The sequence below is a fragment of the Streptomyces viridosporus T7A genome, assembly GCF_008704515.1.
Lineage (GTDB): Bacteria > Actinomycetota > Actinomycetes > Streptomycetales > Streptomycetaceae > Streptomyces > Streptomyces viridosporus.
In genome coordinates, this window is record NZ_CP023700.1 from 173,059 (window position 1) to 190,515 (window position 17,457).

The following is a 17,457-nucleotide window of genomic DNA, read 5'->3' on the forward strand; positions in this document are numbered from 1 at the left end:
ACCGTTACGAGGTCAGCTCAAGGCGAGCAGGTGTCGCAGTGCCGACTCCTGAGCATCATGCGCGGACCCTGTGCCGCTCGGAAAGTCATCGCTGCAGGTGCGTACCCATGTCCTGGAGCGTCGGTAGCAGCTGGGATGCTGTCGTGGTGATCGCCTCGCTGCTGTACAGGGTGACCCGGAAGCTGCCGGCCGTCCCCGGCCTACTGCTGCGCCACGACACCACGAAGGAAGCTGAACTGTTCGTGCTGCGGCACGAGAACACGGCCCTGCGCCGCCAACTCACAGGACCGGTGCGCTACGAGCCGGCCGACCGGTTCTGGTTTGCTGCCCTGTCCTCGCTGATACCGCGCCGTCGCTGGGCGCGGGTCTTCCCGGTCCAGCCCGGCACCGTACTGGCCTGGCGCCAGCCCGGCACCGTACTGGCCTGGCGCCGCAGGCTGATCGCGAAGAGGTGGGACTACTCCACGCGCCGCGGCCGCACCGGCCGACCCCCGGCCCCGGCCGCGCTGAAGAAGCTCGTCCTGCGCCTGGCCGAGGAGAACCCGAGGTGGGGCCATCGCCGGATTCAGGGCGAGCCGGCCCGGCCGGGGCACCCGGTCTCACCGTCCACCGTCTGGCAGATCCTCAACGCTGCGGGCATCGACCCGGCCCCACGCCGCTCCGGCCCCGGCCGGCGCGCGTTCCTCGCTGCCCGGGCCGAGGGGATCATTGCCGCGGACTTCTTCCACCCCGACACCGTCCTGGGCAAGCGCCTGTATGTGCGGGCGTTCCCCGAGCACGGCACCCGACGCCTGCACCTGACCGGCGTTACCGCCCACCCGGCCGGCCAGTGGGCGGTGCAGCAGGCGCGCAACCTCGCCGCTGACTTCGGCACACGGATGGAGTCCCTGCGTTTCATGCCGCGCGACCGCGACACCAAGTACACCGAGGCCTTCGACGCCGTCTTCCCGTCAGAGGACGTGGGCGTGCTGCTCAGCGCGCCCCGGGCGCCGCGGATGAACGCCCACTGCGAGCGCGTGCTCGGCACGATCCGCCGGGAAGCCCTGGACCACGTGCTGATCGTGAACGGGGCCCATGCGCGTCGCGTCCTCGGCCGGTACCAAGATCACTACAACGGGCACCGGCCTCACCAGGCCCGGGACCAACTCCCGCCCGACGTGAGCGAGGAACCCGCCGCCGAACGCCAGCACGATTATCCCGGCAAACTCCTACGCACCCGCATCCTCGGCGGAGCGATCAACGAGTACCGATATGCGGCTTGACCAGCAGCGATGACTTTCCAAGCGGCACAGGCTACGGCACCAAGTCTCTACGACCCGGCAGCTCCCATTAGGTTCTCGGCAGGGGCAACGTCGCTTTGCTTGCGGCCCCGCAACCGGTGTTCCGTCCGGGCGCCGGATCCGGCCCTGACCGCCGGCCTGGACGGCTGCTGCCGCACGCTGCGGGTACGACGTGGTCACGGGAACGGCAGGGTCTGCGCGAGGACGGTGACCACGACCAGCACCACGGGGAAGCAGGCGAGGAACATCGCGAACGTGTATCCCATGATGTCCCGGGCCTTGAGGCCCAGCACCGCCAGCGTCGGAAGCATCCAGAACGGCTGCAGCAGGTTCGCCGACGCCTCACCGAGGTCGTAGACGACCACCATCCACCCCTGGTTGACGTGCAGCTGGTTCGCCGCCTCTATCACGTAGGGAGCCTCGATGACCCACTTGCTGCCGCCGCTGGGGACGAAGACGCCCAGTACCGCCGAGTAGACCGCGATGAGCGGCGGGAAGAGCAGCTCGTTGGAGACGCTCACCATCCAGCCGGCGATCTGCTTGGACAGGCCGGTGAATGCGATCATGCCGAAGATGCCGCCGTAGAAGGGGAACTGCAGCAGGACCCCAGACGCTGCGGGGGTCCCCCGCCGAACCGCCTCGACCATGCGGACCGGGCGCCAGTGGAGGCAGAGCGCCAGGAGGATCAGCACGAGGTTGACCGTGTTGAGGTCGATCGCCGCGACCGGGTTCCCCTCGACGCTCGTGAAGTGGCGCACCAGGTACCACAGGCCCAGGATCCCAACCAGGACGGTGAGCAGCGGGCTGCGCTCCAGCCAGTCGCCGGGACGCGACCCGGTGGAGCCGGAGGCCGCGTCCTCCTTCCCGTCCTTCTCCGCCAGAAGCGGACGCAGCTCGACCCCCATCTCCTGGGCGGTCTTGGCACGGGCGGGCGAGGGGGCGAGGTACCAGGCCATGACGACCGCCACCACGAAGACCACGAAGGTCGCCAGCACGCTCTGCCAGGTGAAGATCGTTTCGGTGAGCGGGATGATCCCCTCGCCGTCCCGCCCCTCGGCGATGATCTCCTGCACGGCCTCCGGGCTGGAGGCCGGGCTGGCCACCTGCAGCGCCGCGGAACCCGACAGCCCCTGGGCCCACACCGTGCCGAGTCCGAGGAACGCCATGGCGCCCAGCGCCCGGTAGTCGACGCCACGGACGACGCGGGCGATCTCCTTCGCCAGGATGGCGGTGAAGATCAGGCTGAACGCCCAGTTGAGATAGGAGCTGATCATCGCCACCGCGGCGGTGAACGCGATCGCCGCGCGCGGCGACTTGGGGATCTGTGCCATGCGGGCGATCAGCCGGGCGACCGGAGCGGACACAGCGACCGCGTATCCGCCGATGATGATCATCGCCATCTGCAGGGTGAACTGGATCAGCGACCAGAAGCCCTCACCCCACGCGTCCACGAGGGTGGTGGGGCTCTCCCCCGTCGCGAGCCCCAGAGCGAAGATCAGGAACGTGCCGACGAGGACGAACCCGAAGGCGTCTGGAAGCCACCGCTCGGTGAAGGCGGTGAACCGCAACGCAACCCGCGCCAACCAGGTGTCACCCTCAAGCACCTCGGTGTCCCGCTCGGTGTGGACGTCCCCGACCATGGTTTGTCTCGCTTCCTCTTCGGACGGCCGTTCACCATGCCTAGGAACGACGTCGTCTGACGGTTGATCCGTGACCCGAGCGGAGATCTTCGCGGGTGGGAAGCCGGAAGGGGAAGGGGATGCCCCCGATTCGTTGTGCCCGACCGTACGGCGGGAAGGAACGCGGCAGAAGGGTGGTAGCACAGGCCATTTCACCGACCGCTTTCATAGGTCTGACCGACATGGCATACCGAGGGGACGTCGTGTAGGCACCTCGCCGGACAGGCGGTGTCGGTGCGTCCACGAACGCGACTCTCCTCACCGTTGCGAGGGAGGCAGCGCGGCGCGCCCACGGCGTGTTCGGCAAACGCCCTCCCAGCCACCGAGGCGCCGCGTGGGAGGGCGACCACAAGCACCCGCCCGTCGGGGTGGAGTTGGAGGGGGAGGTGGTCACCCCGTGGGTCACGTGGTTCATCGACTGCGCGACCAACGCCATCACTGGCGCCGCCGTCACCGCGCACGCCCCAAGCCGGGACGCGGTGCTCGCGGCCCTGCGGATCGCCCTCACCCGCGACGACCTGTGCCGTTCGGAAACTCATCGCTGTTGCTCGGAGTGGGTCTGGCGCGCCACTATGAGCTCCTGGAACCCTGTCCGGATGCTCGTCTCACTGGTGTATCACGTGGCGCGGAAGCTGCTGTCGGTCCCGGCGGTGCTGCTACGCCGACGCGCGGCAAAGGATGCTGAGTTGCTGGTGCTGCGGCATGAGAACGCGGTGCTGCGCAGGCAGCTCAAGGGACCGGTGCGGTATGCGCCGGCGGACCGGCTGTGGTTCGCGGCGTTGTCTGCGCTGATCCCGCGGCGTCGGTGGGCGCGCGTTTTCCCGGTGACGCCTGCAACTGTGCTGGCGTGGCACCGCAGACTTATCGTGCGCAAGTGGGACTACAGCAAGCGTCGGAGCAGGCCGGGCAGGCCGCCGACCGCGAGCGCGGTGAAGGCGTTGGTGCTGCGGCTGGCCCGGGAGAATCCGCGGTGGGGATGCCGTCGGATCCAAGGTGAACTCGTTCGTCTGGGGCATTCGATCGGCGCCACGACGGTCTGGGGGATCCTGACGGCGGCCGGAATCGATCCCGCCCCGCGCCGCGGCGGGCCGACATGGCGTGAGTTCCTGACCGCGCAGGCCGAGGGCATCATCGCCTGCGACTTCGTGCACATCGATCTCGTCGACCTGCGCCGGGTGTACGCGTTGGTCTTCCTTGAGCACGGCACGCGCCGCCTGCACATCGCCGGCGTGACCGCCCATCCCACCGGGCCCTGGACGGTGCAGCAGGCAAGAAACCCGGCCATCGAGTCGGGTGTGCGGGCCGACTCGCTGCGTTTCCTGCTCCGCGACCGGGACGCGAAGTACACGGAGTCCTTCGATGCAGTCTTCGCGGCCGACGACACCGAGGTCGTGAGGACCGCGCCGCGAACTCCTCGGATGAACGCGCACTGCGAACGGGTCACCGGCACCCTGCGGCGCGAGGTCCTCGACCACCTGCTGATATGCAGCGAGGCCCACGCCCGACAGGCCCTGGACGCCTACGCCCGGCACTACAACCGTCATCGCCCGCACCAGGCCCGGGGACAGCTTCCACCCCTCGCCCACAAGCACCCAGCGCCCCCGACCGACCTGGCCGCGCGCCGACTCCTCCGCACCCGAGTGCTCGGCGGCGTTATCAACGAGTACGGATACGCAGCCTGACCAGCAGCAACGCGTTTCTGAACGGCACAGGATCTGCTGAAGCACATGGCAGCGCCCGTCGACGAATCGGCGGGCGCACCACGGTTGTTCTGATCTGAGAGCGCATCACGCAAGCTTCTACGTCAAGCCCTACGGCCGCCTACCAATTCTGCGACTCACACGCCCGTGCGCTGTCGATGTAGGGTCCGTAGACCTCGGTGCACCAGACCTGGTTTCCGGATCGGTTCGGATGATAACCAACGTCGCGGCAGAAGGATGTCTTCTCGCAGTCCTTCTGCGTCTCCGCCTCAAAGGAACCGTCAGAAAGCTCGAGCCGGACATATACATAGGTCTCCGGCACGACGGTGCGACACCGAACTTCACCCGCATATACGATGCTTCCCTCGACGTAGCGCGGCGTGGACGCCACCGCCCAACAATCAGGAGCTGCTTCTGCGGCACTGCTCGGCATCGACAATGCCACAGCAACGAGAATTCCGGTGCTTGTGGCGACGCCGACTGCTCGCCTTATGAGATTACCTGTTGCTCGCCTCATGGCCCTACCAGTTCTGCGTTTCGCAGGCGGTCGCATGGCGCAGGTTGACCACCCACACCTGCGTACACCAACTCTGGTTGCCGGCCCTGTTAGGATAGTAGTCGGTGTCGTAGCAGCTGTAGCTGAGGAAGCAACTGGTGGACGTGTTGGCAACCTCCACATAGGGCTTGGTGCCCTCCTTCATAAGCAGTTTGACTTCCACATCCCAGGCGTACTGTCCGTCGCAGACCACTCCGCCGCTGTATACGATGTTGCCGCCCTGATAGATCGGCGTGTCTGCCACGGTGTGGCATTCGGATGCGGCGATGCCTGAAGCGGCGTGTGCCGTCCCGTTCCCCAGGAAGAACAAGGGAAGGAACAGCGCCGAAACGGCTGCAAGTATTCGCCGAATTATCATCTCGCTCCGCTATCTCCTTTCGGATCCGATTCTGTGTGGTGATTCCTCACCAACTCTGCGTCTCGCAGCGCCTTGCGGGTGTCACCGTGACACCGGGGGCCCAACCCTCCACAACGGTGCACCACACCTGCGAGCCTGACCGGTTTGGGTAGAGCCCGAAATCTGCGCAGACGCTTTCGTCTTCGCAGTAGCTCACCGTGTCAGCGACTTCGACAGCAGATGAGGATCCCTCTTTCATGGTCAGGTTTACCTCTACCTCGAGTGCGCTGTACGGCCGGCTGCAGTTAATCCTTCCGCTATACACGACCTCGCCTCCCGAGTATTGAGGAACGTCTGCGACCGTGTAACACGTCGCGGCGATGTCCGCTGCACTGGCGGACTGAGGGACAGCGAGAACGAAGGAAGCCATGGCCATGGCCGTAACGAGAAGGAGTGTTCTCGATGGTTTTTCTACCCTTTCACCCGTAGCGGTGACCACCGGTTTGCGCATTTAAACTCTCCTGTCATTTGATTCCATGAACAGGCGCTATGCAGGCTAGTACCCGTCGACAGGCCGAAACAATGCCAACCAACTGTCCCGGACAGTGAATCGTCCCTGGTTCGGTAAAAACTCGATCATTTGAGAGGATCGAGTTATGGCACGTCCTTCCCTATATCCGCTTGAGCTGCGCCGTCGTGCGGCGCGGATGGTCGCCGAGGTGCTGCCCGACTACGACACCGAGTAGGCCGCGATGAAAGCGGTCGCCGCGAAACTTGGGATCGGCACGACTAAAACACTGCGCAAGCGCATCCCGCAGGACTAGATCGACGTCGGCGCCCGGCCGGGCGCCCCTACCCACTTCACCACCGAGAGCACAGCTCGCATCCGCCCTGCGGAGGCGCCCCGTCCTCTTACGGCCGACCATCGCAGTGCGGCAGTCACAGACGACTCAAAGCTGTCTTTGACCGGGCCGCCCGCTCCGATCAGGCACGTTCAGCCTCTTACTGCCAGAGCACCGAGTGCGAGTGTCGCGCTGAGCGCTGTGATGGCCAGGGCGTGGCACATGCCCATGAAAACTCCTTTGTCAGATCTGATCCAGGGGGTGTTACGGGTGGCCTGACGCATGCTGGTCACGGCCTGTATGTGACCTTTGCTTCGCCGTACGGCGGACGGTTCGATGCCGTACGGCGAAGCAGAGGCGCCCCCCGGGAGCGGGGTGTTCGCCGCTCGCACCACCGATTTCAGCGGCCGGCGCATTGTTCGGCATGCGGTTTCGGCGGCCAAACAATGGCCGGACGCAATCTCTGCGCGGGCTGGAGGGGGCGGGTAGGTTGCCGCCCGGTGCGGTGCCGGGGAAATCTGCTGGGGAGGCGGTGTGGCGGGGCGTCGTGAGGTGCCGGTGGATCCGGGAGCGGGGCCGGTACAGCGCTTTGCGTTTGAGTTGCGCAAGCTGCGGGCGGAGGCGGGCGGGATCACCTACCGGGTGCTGGCGCAGCGGGCCGGGTATTCGGTGACGACGCTGTCGCAGGCGGCCGCCGGTGAGCAGCTGCCGACGCTGCCGGTGGCGTTGGCGTATGCGGCGGCGTGCGGGGGCGATCCTCTGGAGTGGCAAGCCCGCTGGAAGCAGGCGGTGGAAGAGGCCGCTTCTGCGGACTCCGCGCAGGACGGTGCGCAGGCGGCGGCGCCATACAAGGGGCTGGCGCGGTTCGAGGCCGGGGACCGGGATGTGTTCTTCGGCCGTGAGCGCCTGGTCGCGGATCTGCTGGAGCTGTTGCGCCGACGGCGGTTCGTGGCCGTGTTCGGCGCGTCGGGCAGCGGCAAGTCCTCCCTGCTGCGCGCCGGCCTGGTCCCCGCCCTGCAGCACACCCGGGACGCCGGTCTGCGCCCGGCCGTCATCCGCATCCTGACCCCCGGCGAGCGCCCCGCCCACACCCACGCCCACGTACTCGTCCCCGGCGGCACAGACGCCCAAGCGGGAGTTGGAGCGGGAGGCGGTGAGGCGGACACGTTCGTGGTCGTCGACCAGTTCGAGGAGGTCTTCACCCTCTGCCAGGACCCCGCGGAGCGCGCCCGCTTCCTCGATCTGCTACTGACCGCCTGCCGACCCGAGAGCCGGTTACGGGTTGTCATCGCAGTGCGCGCCGACTTCTACGGCCGCTGTGCCGAGCACCGTCACCTGGCTGAGGCTCTGCGCGAGGCTCATGTGCTGGTCGGTGCGATGGGTCCGGCGGAGCTGCGGGCCGTCATCGTCAAGCCGGCCGCGGCCGCGGGGCTGAGCGTGGAACGCGCTTTGACCTCCCGTCTGGTGCAGGAGGTGGCCGATGCCCCGGGCGGGCTGCCGCTGCTGTCGCACGTGTTGATGGAGACCTGGCGGCGCCGCCGCGGCAAGACCCTGACCCTGGCCGGCTACGAGGCGGCCGGAGGGCTGGCGGACGCGGTCGCCAAGACTGCCGAGGACGTTTACTGCCAACTGACGGAGAAGCAGGCTGCCGTGGCCCGCCGGCTGCTGCTGCGCCTGGTCGCCCCCGGCGAGGACGCTCCCGACACCCGCCGCCCCGCCGACCGCAAAGAACTCACGGCTCACGGCCGGCGCGAGAGCGAGACCGGCCAGGTGCTGGAATCCTTCGCCCGGGCGCGACTGCTCACCCTCGACGGCGACACCGTCGAGCTCGCTCATGAGACCCTGCTGACCGCTTGGCCCCGGCTGCACGGCTGGATCGAGCAGGACCGCGAACGCCTGCGCGCCCACCGCAGACTGACCGAGGCCGCCCGCGCCTGGGAGGAACTGGACCGCGATCCAGGGGCCCTGTACCGGGGAAGCCGACTCGCCATCGCCCGAGAACACCTCGGCGATGAACGCCTCGAGGATCTCACCGCCATGGAGCATGATTTCCTCAGAGCCAGCACCACTGCACTCGCCCAAGAGCAACAGGAAACGGCTCGCACCACCCGCCGCCTACGCTGGCTGAGAACGGGCCTATCCCTGGTAGCGGTGCTTGCCTCTCTCACGGGCGCGATCGCCTGGCAGCAGAGTAGGTTCAGTGATCAGCGGCTCGCCGAAGCCACATCCCGTCGTGTAGCGGCTGCCGCTGAGGCCATGCGCTATGCCGACCCGCTGACAGCCATGCGGCTGAGCGTCGCGGCATGGCGCATCAGCCCGACCTTGGAGGCCAAAGCCGCGCTCATGGGTTCACTGACCCAACGCGAGCAGGACGTTTTCACCGGCCCCCGTGCACAGGCCGGTGACATGCGACGCCTCAGTTCCGACGGCCGCACCCTGATGGCGGCCAGCGACGGCCAGGTGCTCCTGTGGAATTTGGAGCGTCGACAACGCACCCGCACCATCCCGGTCGGGCACGACACCTCCCTATACAATCTTTCCGCAGATGGCAGGTACCTGCTGGCGGTCGCAGGTGACACGGTGCAGTGGCAGGACACGGTCTCGGGCCAGACCACCATCCTTCCGTTGGACTCCAGCGACACCTACACGCTGTTCACCGCAAACGATCACATCCTCAAAGTGGTGGGCAAACGCTCGGTCGGCCTTTGGGACCTGCGACAACAACGTATGGTGTTCCAACGCGCGAGCCACAACCCCGAGCGCGCCATTCTCGACGCCAGCGTCAGGTTCATGGCTTTGTGCTCGGTATCCGGGGCCCTGGAGATATGGGACATCCAGGCATCCCGCCGGGTTTGGGACTTGCGTTCGGACACCGTCTCCCGGCTGGTCTGCGGTCGCAACGGCATCGGCGCCAGGCAGGTACTCCTCGACTCTCGGCGGCGGATGCTGATGGTTGTCACCGGTGCAGGCCTGCGGATGTGGAGCTGGGACTCAGACAAGGAAGTTCCGCCCGTTGCCGACATCAAGTCGGGGTATGTCATCCTCAGCCGGGACGGCCAGTTCCTCGTCACAGTGGACGACAACACGATCCGTGTGTGGAGAACCGCTTACCCCAAGGTGCCGGTGTACCGATATCCGCTGAACGGCCGGAGCGTTATGGATGTGCAGCTAGATCCAGAACTCAAGGTAATTCGGTACGTCGAAGAACAACCCGCATCGGCTGCCCTCGTCCGCACCATCTATCTGGGGGATGCACTGGCCCCGAAGTGGCTCCGTGCGCAACAGCACGCTGCCACACCGGAAACCGGGTTACTCGGCGGATCCTTGACCGCTACGGCCCTCGGGCCCCCAGGCAGTGACCGCATGGCAACCGGCGACCACTACGGCCGGGTGACCGTATGGGACCGGGCACTCAAACGACGGCTGAGTATCTTCACCGCAACCGCCACGGGCATCGCAGGAAGCAAAGAACCTGAAGCCGTGACCGAACTGACGTACTCACCCGACGGCCAGTTCCTAGCCGTCGGCGGCAACGCCGGCACGGTGAGGCTTTGGGACGCCGCATCCAACCGGCCACTGGGAGCCAGCTTCCTCACAGCGGGAGACAGCGTCGATTCCCTCACCTTCGCGCCCGACGGGGCCACACTCACCGTCGACGGCGGATACACCCCGCCACGCACCTACCCCATCGCCCCGGAACTTGTTTCCAAGACCATCTGTATACGCGCACACGGTGGCGTTCCCCAAACGGACTGGACATCACTTATCCCTGAGCTACCTTACCGAAAAACCTGCTGAAACCAGGTATCACCTACCAAATTCCGTCACATCAGCCATCCGCCCGGTGCCGCCGCGTTGTGTCCTTCGTCAACATGCCATCCTCATCTCAGCAACGATTGGATGAACAAGCAATGGTCAAACTGGCTGTTCTCTATTCGTCCGTATGGTCGGAGGGGTTCGAACAGGAGCCGGGCCTTCCCCCGTGATGGCGGACACGCGTTCGTTGATCACGCTGCGAGCGTGAGTTTAACCGCGTGGTGTCGGCGTTCGTATTCGTTGGGGCTGAGGTGACCATTGGCGGAGTGCCGGCGGCGGGTGTTGTAGCGGGCCTGAAGCTTCCCCTTGATGTTGGACACCTGGAGACTGGGACGTGAGGTTCCAGAGGAAGTAGTGCCAGGTGGGAAGCGAGAGCAACCGCAGCAGGCGGGATCCGGAGGAGTTCAAGTGCGACGCGGTCGCGCGGGAACGGTCCTCCGGCAAGACCGTCACCGAGGTCGCCCGGGAGATCGGGGTCAGCGCCGAGGGACTGCGGAACTGGGTCAAGCAGGACGCGATCGACCGCGGGCAAGGGGCGCCGGGCGAGCTGACGAGCACGGAACGGGAAGAGTTGCGCCGGCTGCGGCGGCAGAACCGCGAGCAGGCCGAGACGATCGAGGTGCTGCGAAAAGCGGCGGTCTTCTTCGCGAAAGAGAGCGATCGATGAACGACGTGTACGCGTTCATCGAGGCGGAGAAGACCACCCACCCAGTCGCTCTGCTGTGCCGGCTGCTGAAGGTGGCCCGGTCTTCCTTCTACGCCTGGTTGGCCGGCGAGGAGGCCCGCGCCGCCCGCCGGGCCGCCGACGACGTCCTGGCCCACGAGATCACCGTGTTACACATCGCCTCCCGGTGCACCTACGGGGTGCCGCGTATCCATGCCGAGTTGCGCAGGCTGGACCGGCGGGTCAACCGCAAGCGAGTGGAGCGGATCATGCGTGAGCGCGGCATCGCCGGGGTCACCCGGCGCAAGCGCCGGTCGCTGACCCGTCCGGCGAAGAGGGCGGTGCCCGCCGCGGACCTGATCGGCCGCGACTTCACGGCCGATGCCCCGGGCCGGAAACTGGTCGGGGACATCACCTATATCCCCACCGACGAGGGCTGGCTGTATCTGGCGACCTGGCTGGACCTGGCCACCCGCGAGATCGTCGGCTACTCGATGGCCGACCACCACCGCGCCTTGCTGGTCGTCGACGCGCTGACGATGGCCGCCGGACGCGGCCGGCTGCAGCCCGGCTGCATCGCGCATTCCGATCGCGGATCGGAATGCACCTCTGGTGAACTCCGCCGAGAGATAGGCAGATTGAGGCTGCGGCAGAGCATGGGCCGAACCGGCTCGTGCTTCGACAATGCCGCAGCCGAGAGCTTTTTCGCGCTACTCAAAGAGGAGATCGGCACCCGCCACTGGCCCGACCGGACCACTGCCCGCGCGGAGATCTTCGCCTTCATCGAGACCTTCTACCACCGCAGACGACTGCGGAAGCATCCGGTCTGGGGGTACCTCACCCCGCTGGAGATCCGACAGCGACACGAGCAAGAACACGCCCTCGCGGCGTAAGCAACGAGTGTCCAGCATCACGGGGAAAGTTCAGCCTGGCGGTCGCCCTTCGGGGCGACCGAGGATCGCAACGAACTGCGCGACGCCAACGGGTCCCGCGCGGCCGGTCTGGCGGTCGCCCTCAGGGATGACCCGAGGATCGCAACTACGCAAACCTGCCGCACTGGCAGGACTACGTGGACATGGCGGTCGCCCTCCAGGGCGACCGAGGTGGCATTAACGCTCTGATTCGGGGTCTGGCACAAGTTCCGTTTGCGCCGTGAGGCGCTGCTGGTTCGAGTGGAGGTGGAAGACCTGCACCAACTCGCTGTCGCAGCAGCGGGATTGAAGCTGAGGGCAGCCTGATCCGGGTGATGCCGGGGAGGGCGAGAGCGGCCCTGACAACGCCGGGACGTGACCAGTACCGCCAGATGGGGCGGGTCCGGCAAGCGTGATGGAGAGGAGTACGCGAGGAACCGGCGTCTTACGTCTCTTAAAGTGCCTCCGGCTCAAACCTGGCGGATCAGGGCCGGTAGCGGTGCGTATGCGGGTCACTCGTTCGGGTGGTCTGACAACTCTTGGGTCGGTCTACGAAAGCCGGCCGGGAGGCCACGAGGAAAGTCTGCGGCGTACTCGTGGCGATGCCGCAGGGACACAGCCGGGCTCCTCCTTCATCGAGCGAACCACAGTGAACACGGGAACCGTCCCGAACCTCGCCCCGCCGCCTGCCTCCAGCAGGCTGCCGGGGCTGGGCGCATCGACCGCCGATCGGTTGGGGACGGGGCGGAGCCGCCGTAGTACTCCGAGGCCGGGAGAGCCGGCCGCATGGGGAAGGGCGGCAGCGGTATCGAGAAGGGACGGATGCTGCAATGCCGGAAGACGCCCCGCCGAATGGCGGAGCTCCGGGCCCTCGGGCCCGGGTACTGGGGATGCAGACCAAGCTTCACCGTTGGACGGTGGCCGATCCCGGCCGCCGGTTCGATGACCTGTTCAACTTCGTGCACGACCCGGCGACGCTGCTGGTGGCGTTCGACCGGGTCGCGGGCAACCGGGGAGCCCGGACTCCCGGCGTCGACGGTCTGACCGCGATAGACGTCGAGGAGTCGATCGGTGTTCCCGGGTTCCTGAACGACCTGCGGGCCGCCCTCAAGGACGGCTCGTTCCGTCCGCTGCCGGTGCGGGAACGCAGCATCCCCAAGCCGGGCGGGGCGGGGAAGGTCCGCAAGCTCGGGATTCCGACGATCGCGGACCGGGTCGTTCAGGCGGCGCTGAAGCTGGTGCTGGAACCGATCTTCGAGGCCGACTTCACGCCGGTCTCCTACGGGTTCCGGCCCCGACGGCGAGCCCAGGACGCGATCGCCGAGATCCACTACTTCGGCACCCGGGGTTATCGCTGGGTGCTGGATGCGGACATCGAGGCGTGCTTCGACTCGATCGACCACACGGCCCTGATGGACCGAGTGCGGCACCGGGTGAAGGACAAGCGTGTCCTGTCGCTGGTCAAAGCCTTCCTCAAGGCCGGAGTCCTCACGGAACTCGGCGAGAACAAGAAGACACTGACCGGCACCCCGCAAGGCGGCATCCTGTCCCCGCTGCTGGCGAACATCGCCCTGTCGGCGCTCGACGAGCACCTGCACGGGCCCTGGAAGCCGGGCGGAACGATGGCCACCGAAGGCAAACGCGCCTACCGGCGCCGCAAAGGTCAACCCACGTGGCGGATCGTCCGCTACGCGGACGACTTCGTCGTCCTGGTGCACGGCACCGAGGCCGACACCGCGGCACTGCGCGAGGAAGTCGCAGACGTGCTCGAACCCCTCGGCCTGCGGCTGTCGCAGGCCAAGAAACGGATCGTGCACATGAGCGACGGGTTCGACTTCCTGGGCTTCCGCATCCAGTGGAAACGCAAAGGAGGCACGACCAAATGGCACGTCTACACCTTCATCGCCGACCGGCCCCTCCGGTCGCTGAAGGCGAAGATCCGTGCCCTGACGGGCAGGACATCGCAGCAGGATCTCGCCGCCGTGCTGATCAGACTCACTCAGATCATGCGCGGTTGGGCCAACTACTTCAAGCACGCGGTCGCCAAGCATGTCTTCGACAGGCTCGACGCCTTCGTGTGGTGGCGTCTGATCCGTATGCTGCGGGAGCGTCACCGCTGGAGTTGGGGCGACGTCCGCCGCCGGTTCACCACCCCCACCGGGCGGTGGCGACCCATCGCGGCGGACGGGATCGAGCTGTTCCGGATCGCATCGGTCACGGTCAGCCGTTACCGATACCGGCCCACGATCCCCACCCCATGGCAGCCTGCGAACCCCGTCTGACGGCAGAGACCGTGGAGAGCCCGTTGCGTTGAGAGGCGCACGGCGGGTTCGGCGAGAGGTCCGGAGAAACGGACCGGGAGCAATCCCGGCACCGCGCTCCGGACCTACTCAGCGAGACGACAACGGAGAGTGAGGGCGAGGAGGGGGTGTCGTCGGGGGCCTACTCCGCACCACTCGGCCGCCTGGTGCTGAACTCCCAAGTAGCAAGCCGTCATGGGAGCTCAGCACCTTGTCCGGAGACTGCGGTGATCCGCAGGTCGTACACCCTGCGCAGTGCTTCTCGTCGTTCGGGTGCACTCAACCTTGTTGCTGTCGCCAACGCGATCCGCGCTTCAGCTTCGACAGCAGCCCAGTTGCGTCGGCTCCGCTTGTTGTTCTCGCGTCGCACGTCGCTCCGCAGAAACCCCGCTCCTGCCGAGAGCCCTGCAGCGACGAGCGCCAGTAACGCGGCCGGCACGCGAGCATCGGCAGTGGCCAGACCGGCAGCACCGGACGCCCCCGCAAGCAGCGCAGCGGGGAAGCCGAGTGCCACGTCCGTGATGGCCCAGAAGCTGACTCTGTGATCGGCATTGCGGCCGCGTTTCGCAGCTTCGTCACATAGCTTTTGAAGCTCACTGCGCAGCTCGGCTGCATCGGGGTCGTCCGGGATGTGCCCGGCTGGAACGAGTCCGGAGTGAGTATCCATGTACATGGATATGCCCAGCTCTAGCGGCGCTTCGCGTACCCCTCGGCAATTGAGCCGTTCTTCGACAGCAGTACGAACCTGCACACTGACTACGCAGGGTCACGCGAGAAGGGCGCGTTTCCGGAGGAGCGGGAAGCCCGCACGACCGAACATCTGCCGTTTGAGCATCTTGATCCGGTTGACTGCTCCTTCGACCGGGCCGGAGTTCCAGTCGGTGGTCAGCCTGTCCCGTCCGAAAATACGATTCGATGCAGTGAGCTGTGGAGATGTCGCTCGGTCAGGCGGCGTGGTAATACTGGTTGATCAATCCTCCGAGGATGGATTCTCGTCGGATCCGGTGGTTCTGGAGATCGGCGACGATGGCCGGGGCGGGTGGTTCGGTGCTATCGGGGGATAGTTGCTGCCGGGACTGGTGCGGCCGGTGCTGGTTGTAGTGCTGGATGTACTCGGTCAGCACCTTTACGGAATGGGCCTCGTTGTAGATCAGCACGCGGTCGAGGACCTCGCGGCGCAGGGTGCCCACGGCTCTCTCGCAGATCGCGTTCGCTTTGGGTGCCCGCGGTGGACTGAGCAGGACCTCCACGTCGTCGGCCTCAAAGACGGCGTCGAAGGCGCTGGTGTACCTACTGTCCCGGTCGCGGAGAAGGAAGCGCAGGGAATCCATGCGGCGGTCCAGTGCCATGGCGAGGTTCCTCGCCTGTTGAACGGTCCACTGGGCGGTGGGGTGCGCGGTGACACCGGCGAGGTGGATTCGTCTGGTGTCGTGCTCGATGAAGACCAGGGCGTACAGGCGCTTGAGGGAGATGGTATCGAGGTGCAGGAAGTCGGCGGCGAGGATGCCGTGGGCCTGGGCGGTGAGGAATTCACGCCAGGGCGGGCCGGAGCGCTGCGGAGCGGGATCGATGCCGGCGGCGCGCAGGATCTCCCAGACCGTGGACGGGGCGATCGAGTAGCCGCGGCGGGCGAGTTCGCCTTGGATCCGGCGGTGGCCCCAGGCGTGGTTCTCCTTCGCCAGGCGCAGGATGAGTTGCTTGATGGTGGGCGCGGTGGAGGGCCGTCCTGGGCGGCTGCGCTGAGGATGCGTCCATTTCCGGGCGACGAATCGCCGGTGCCAGGCCAGCAGCGTGGTAGGGGTGACCGCGAACACCTGACGCCAGCGCTCGCGTGGGATCAGCCGGGAGAGCACGGCGAGCCAGATTCGGGTCGGCGGGCTCGTAGCGGACCCGGGCGATCTGGCGGCGCAGCACCGCGTTCTCGTGCCGCAACGCCAGCACCTCCGCATCCTTCGCTACGCGGCTGCGCAGTACGGCAGCGGGCACCGTGATCAGATTCCGGACCAGCGCGGTGACGATGGACAGCGGCATCGAAGGATCGTCGCAGATGCTGTGCCGGCCAGTCCTGTGATCTGGGAACTTCCAGGTCAGGCCCCAGAATCGTGTTTCCGAGCGGGACAGGCGGCCCCGCCACCGAACCGGACGTGGCGCAGAAGGCCGGGATGAGGGACCGTGCAGGAACCCGCCCTGGCGTACGGCCTGATGGCACGCATAGGCAGGCGGCCCGGAGAGAACCCGGCCCGCCTTCCTGAACTCCCCCGCGACCCGGTGCAGCGTTCAGTACTGCTCGAAAGCCGTGCTCGCGTCGTCGTCCGCGCCGAAGGCGTCCGCCGCGGCGGTCGGGGCGAATCCGGGCGGGCTGTCTTTGAGGGCGAGGCCCAGGCCGGCCAGCTTCGCCTTGACCTCGTCGATCGACTTCGCACCGAAGTTGCGGATGTCCAGCAGGTCCGCCTCGGAACGCGCCAGGAGCTCACCCACCGAGTGGACGCCCTCACGCTTGAGGCAGTTGTAGGAGCGGACCGTGAGCTCCAGCTCCTCGATCGGTAGCGCCAGGTCGGCGGCGAGGGCGGCGTCCGTCGGGGACGGGCCCATGTCGATGCCCTCGGCGTCGATGTTGAGCTCGCGGGCCAGACCGAACAGCTCGACCAGGGTCTTGCCGGCCGAGGCCACGGCGTCCCGCGGACGCATCGCCTGCTTGGTCTCGACGTCGACGATCAGCTTGTCGAAGTCGGTGCGCTGCTCGACACGGGTCGCCTCGACCTTGTAGGTGACCTTGAGAACCGGCGAGTAGATCGAGTCGACCGGGATCCGGCCGATCTCCTGGCCCACCTGCTTGTTCTGCACGGCGGAGACGTAGCCGCGACCGCGCTCCACGGTCAGCTCCATCTCCAGCTTGCCCTTGCCGTTGAGCGTGGCCAGGACGAGGTCGGGGTTGTGCACCTCGACACCGGCCGGCGGCGCGATGTCGGCGGCGGTGACCAGACCCGGGCCCTGCTTGCGCAGGTACATCACGACCGGCTCGTCGTGCTCCGAGGAGACGACCAGCTGCTTGATGTTGAGGATCAGGTCGGTGACGTCCTCCTTGACGCCCGGCACGGTGGTGAACTCGTGCAGGACGCCGTCGATGCGGATGCTGGTGACGGCGGCACCGGGGATCGACGACAGGAGGGTGCGGCGGAGGGAGTTGCCGAGGGTGTAGCCGAAGCCCGGCTCCAGCGGCTCGATCACGAACCGGGAGCGGAACTCGTCGACGACCTCTTCGGTCAACGAGGGACGCTGAGCGATCAGCACGAGGTATGGCCTCCAGTGTGTGGCGCCCGCCATGTGACGCCGTAGACACCACGAAGGGTACGGGCGGTTCGGCCTCCTATG

The 17,457-nt window shown here is 66.8% G+C and carries 10 protein-coding genes and 1 pseudogene; 6 read left to right on the forward strand and 5 right to left on the reverse strand.

All coding sequences use genetic code 11. The annotated features are described in order from the left end of the window. Positions 1 to 107: 107 nt before the first annotated feature. Positions 108 to 1,262, forward strand: a complete 1,155-nt coding sequence (locus CP969_RS00970) for an integrase core domain-containing protein (protein WP_078495495.1) — start codon at positions 108 to 110, stop codon at positions 1,260 to 1,262. 194 nt (positions 1,263 to 1,456) lie between these two features. Here CP969_RS00970 and CP969_RS00975 read toward each other — a convergent pair whose 3' ends face one another. Next, on the reverse strand, positions 1,457 to 2,920 hold the full coding sequence (locus tag CP969_RS00975) for a short-chain fatty acid transporter (RefSeq protein ID WP_016828351.1): 1,464 nt from the start codon (positions 2,918 to 2,920) through the stop codon (positions 1,457 to 1,459). Between the two features lie 635 nt (positions 2,921 to 3,555). Between CP969_RS00975 and CP969_RS00980 the strand changes: the two genes are divergently transcribed. Beyond that, a complete protein-coding gene (locus CP969_RS00980) occupies positions 3,556 to 4,641 on the forward strand; it encodes an integrase core domain-containing protein (RefSeq protein ID WP_026085568.1) in 1,086 nt (361 codons plus the stop codon). A 539-nt stretch (positions 4,642 to 5,180) separates the two neighbouring features. Here the strand turns inward: CP969_RS00980 and CP969_RS00985 are convergent. Continuing rightward, positions 5,181 to 5,573 carry a hypothetical protein gene (locus CP969_RS00985; protein ID WP_016828349.1) on the reverse strand — a complete coding sequence of 131 codons (393 nt, stop codon included), beginning with the start codon at positions 5,571 to 5,573 and terminating at the stop codon, positions 5,181 to 5,183. A gap of 1,355 nt (positions 5,574 to 6,928) precedes the next feature. Between CP969_RS00985 and CP969_RS00990 the strand changes: the two genes are divergently transcribed. The 4 genes from CP969_RS00990 (at position 6,929) to ltrA (ending at position 14,067) form a co-directional block, all read left to right on the forward strand. Beyond that, the gene (locus tag CP969_RS00990) at positions 6,929 to 10,192 is read left to right on the forward strand and encodes an nSTAND1 domain-containing NTPase (RefSeq protein ID WP_016828348.1); all 3,264 of its coding nucleotides are present in this window, start codon (positions 6,929 to 6,931) and stop codon (positions 10,190 to 10,192) included. Between the two features lie 379 nt (positions 10,193 to 10,571). Continuing rightward, positions 10,572 to 10,877 carry a transposase gene (locus tag CP969_RS00995; protein WP_016828347.1) on the forward strand — a complete coding sequence of 102 codons (306 nt, stop codon included), beginning with the start codon at positions 10,572 to 10,574 and terminating at the stop codon, positions 10,875 to 10,877. After that, positions 10,874 to 11,767, forward strand: a complete 894-nt coding sequence (locus CP969_RS01000; RefSeq protein WP_016828346.1) for an IS3 family transposase — start codon at positions 10,874 to 10,876, stop codon at positions 11,765 to 11,767. Before CP969_RS00995 ends, CP969_RS01000 begins: the two co-directional genes overlap by 4 nt. A gap of 908 nt (positions 11,768 to 12,675) precedes the next feature. Next, positions 12,676 to 14,067, forward strand: coding sequence for a group II intron reverse transcriptase/maturase (gene ltrA, locus CP969_RS01005; protein ID WP_016828345.1), 1,392 nt, complete (start codon positions 12,676 to 12,678; stop codon positions 14,065 to 14,067). Between the two features lie 211 nt (positions 14,068 to 14,278). Here ltrA and CP969_RS01010 read toward each other — a convergent pair whose 3' ends face one another. The 3 genes and pseudogenes from CP969_RS01010 to CP969_RS01025 all read right to left on the reverse strand — a co-directional run bounded on the left by CP969_RS01010 (position 14,279) and on the right by CP969_RS01025 (position 17,376). Next, positions 14,279 to 14,836 carry a hypothetical protein gene (locus CP969_RS01010; protein ID WP_144055286.1) on the reverse strand — a complete coding sequence of 186 codons (558 nt, stop codon included), beginning with the start codon at positions 14,834 to 14,836 and terminating at the stop codon, positions 14,279 to 14,281. A 193-nt stretch (positions 14,837 to 15,029) separates the two neighbouring features. Continuing rightward, positions 15,030 to 16,116, reverse strand: a pseudogene (locus CP969_RS01020) (integrase core domain-containing protein). 246 nt (positions 16,117 to 16,362) lie between these two features. Further along, positions 16,363 to 17,376 carry a DNA-directed RNA polymerase subunit alpha gene (locus CP969_RS01025; protein ID WP_016828343.1) on the reverse strand — a complete coding sequence of 338 codons (1,014 nt, stop codon included), beginning with the start codon at positions 17,374 to 17,376 and terminating at the stop codon, positions 16,363 to 16,365. Between the last annotated feature and the right edge of the window lie 81 nt (positions 17,377 to 17,457).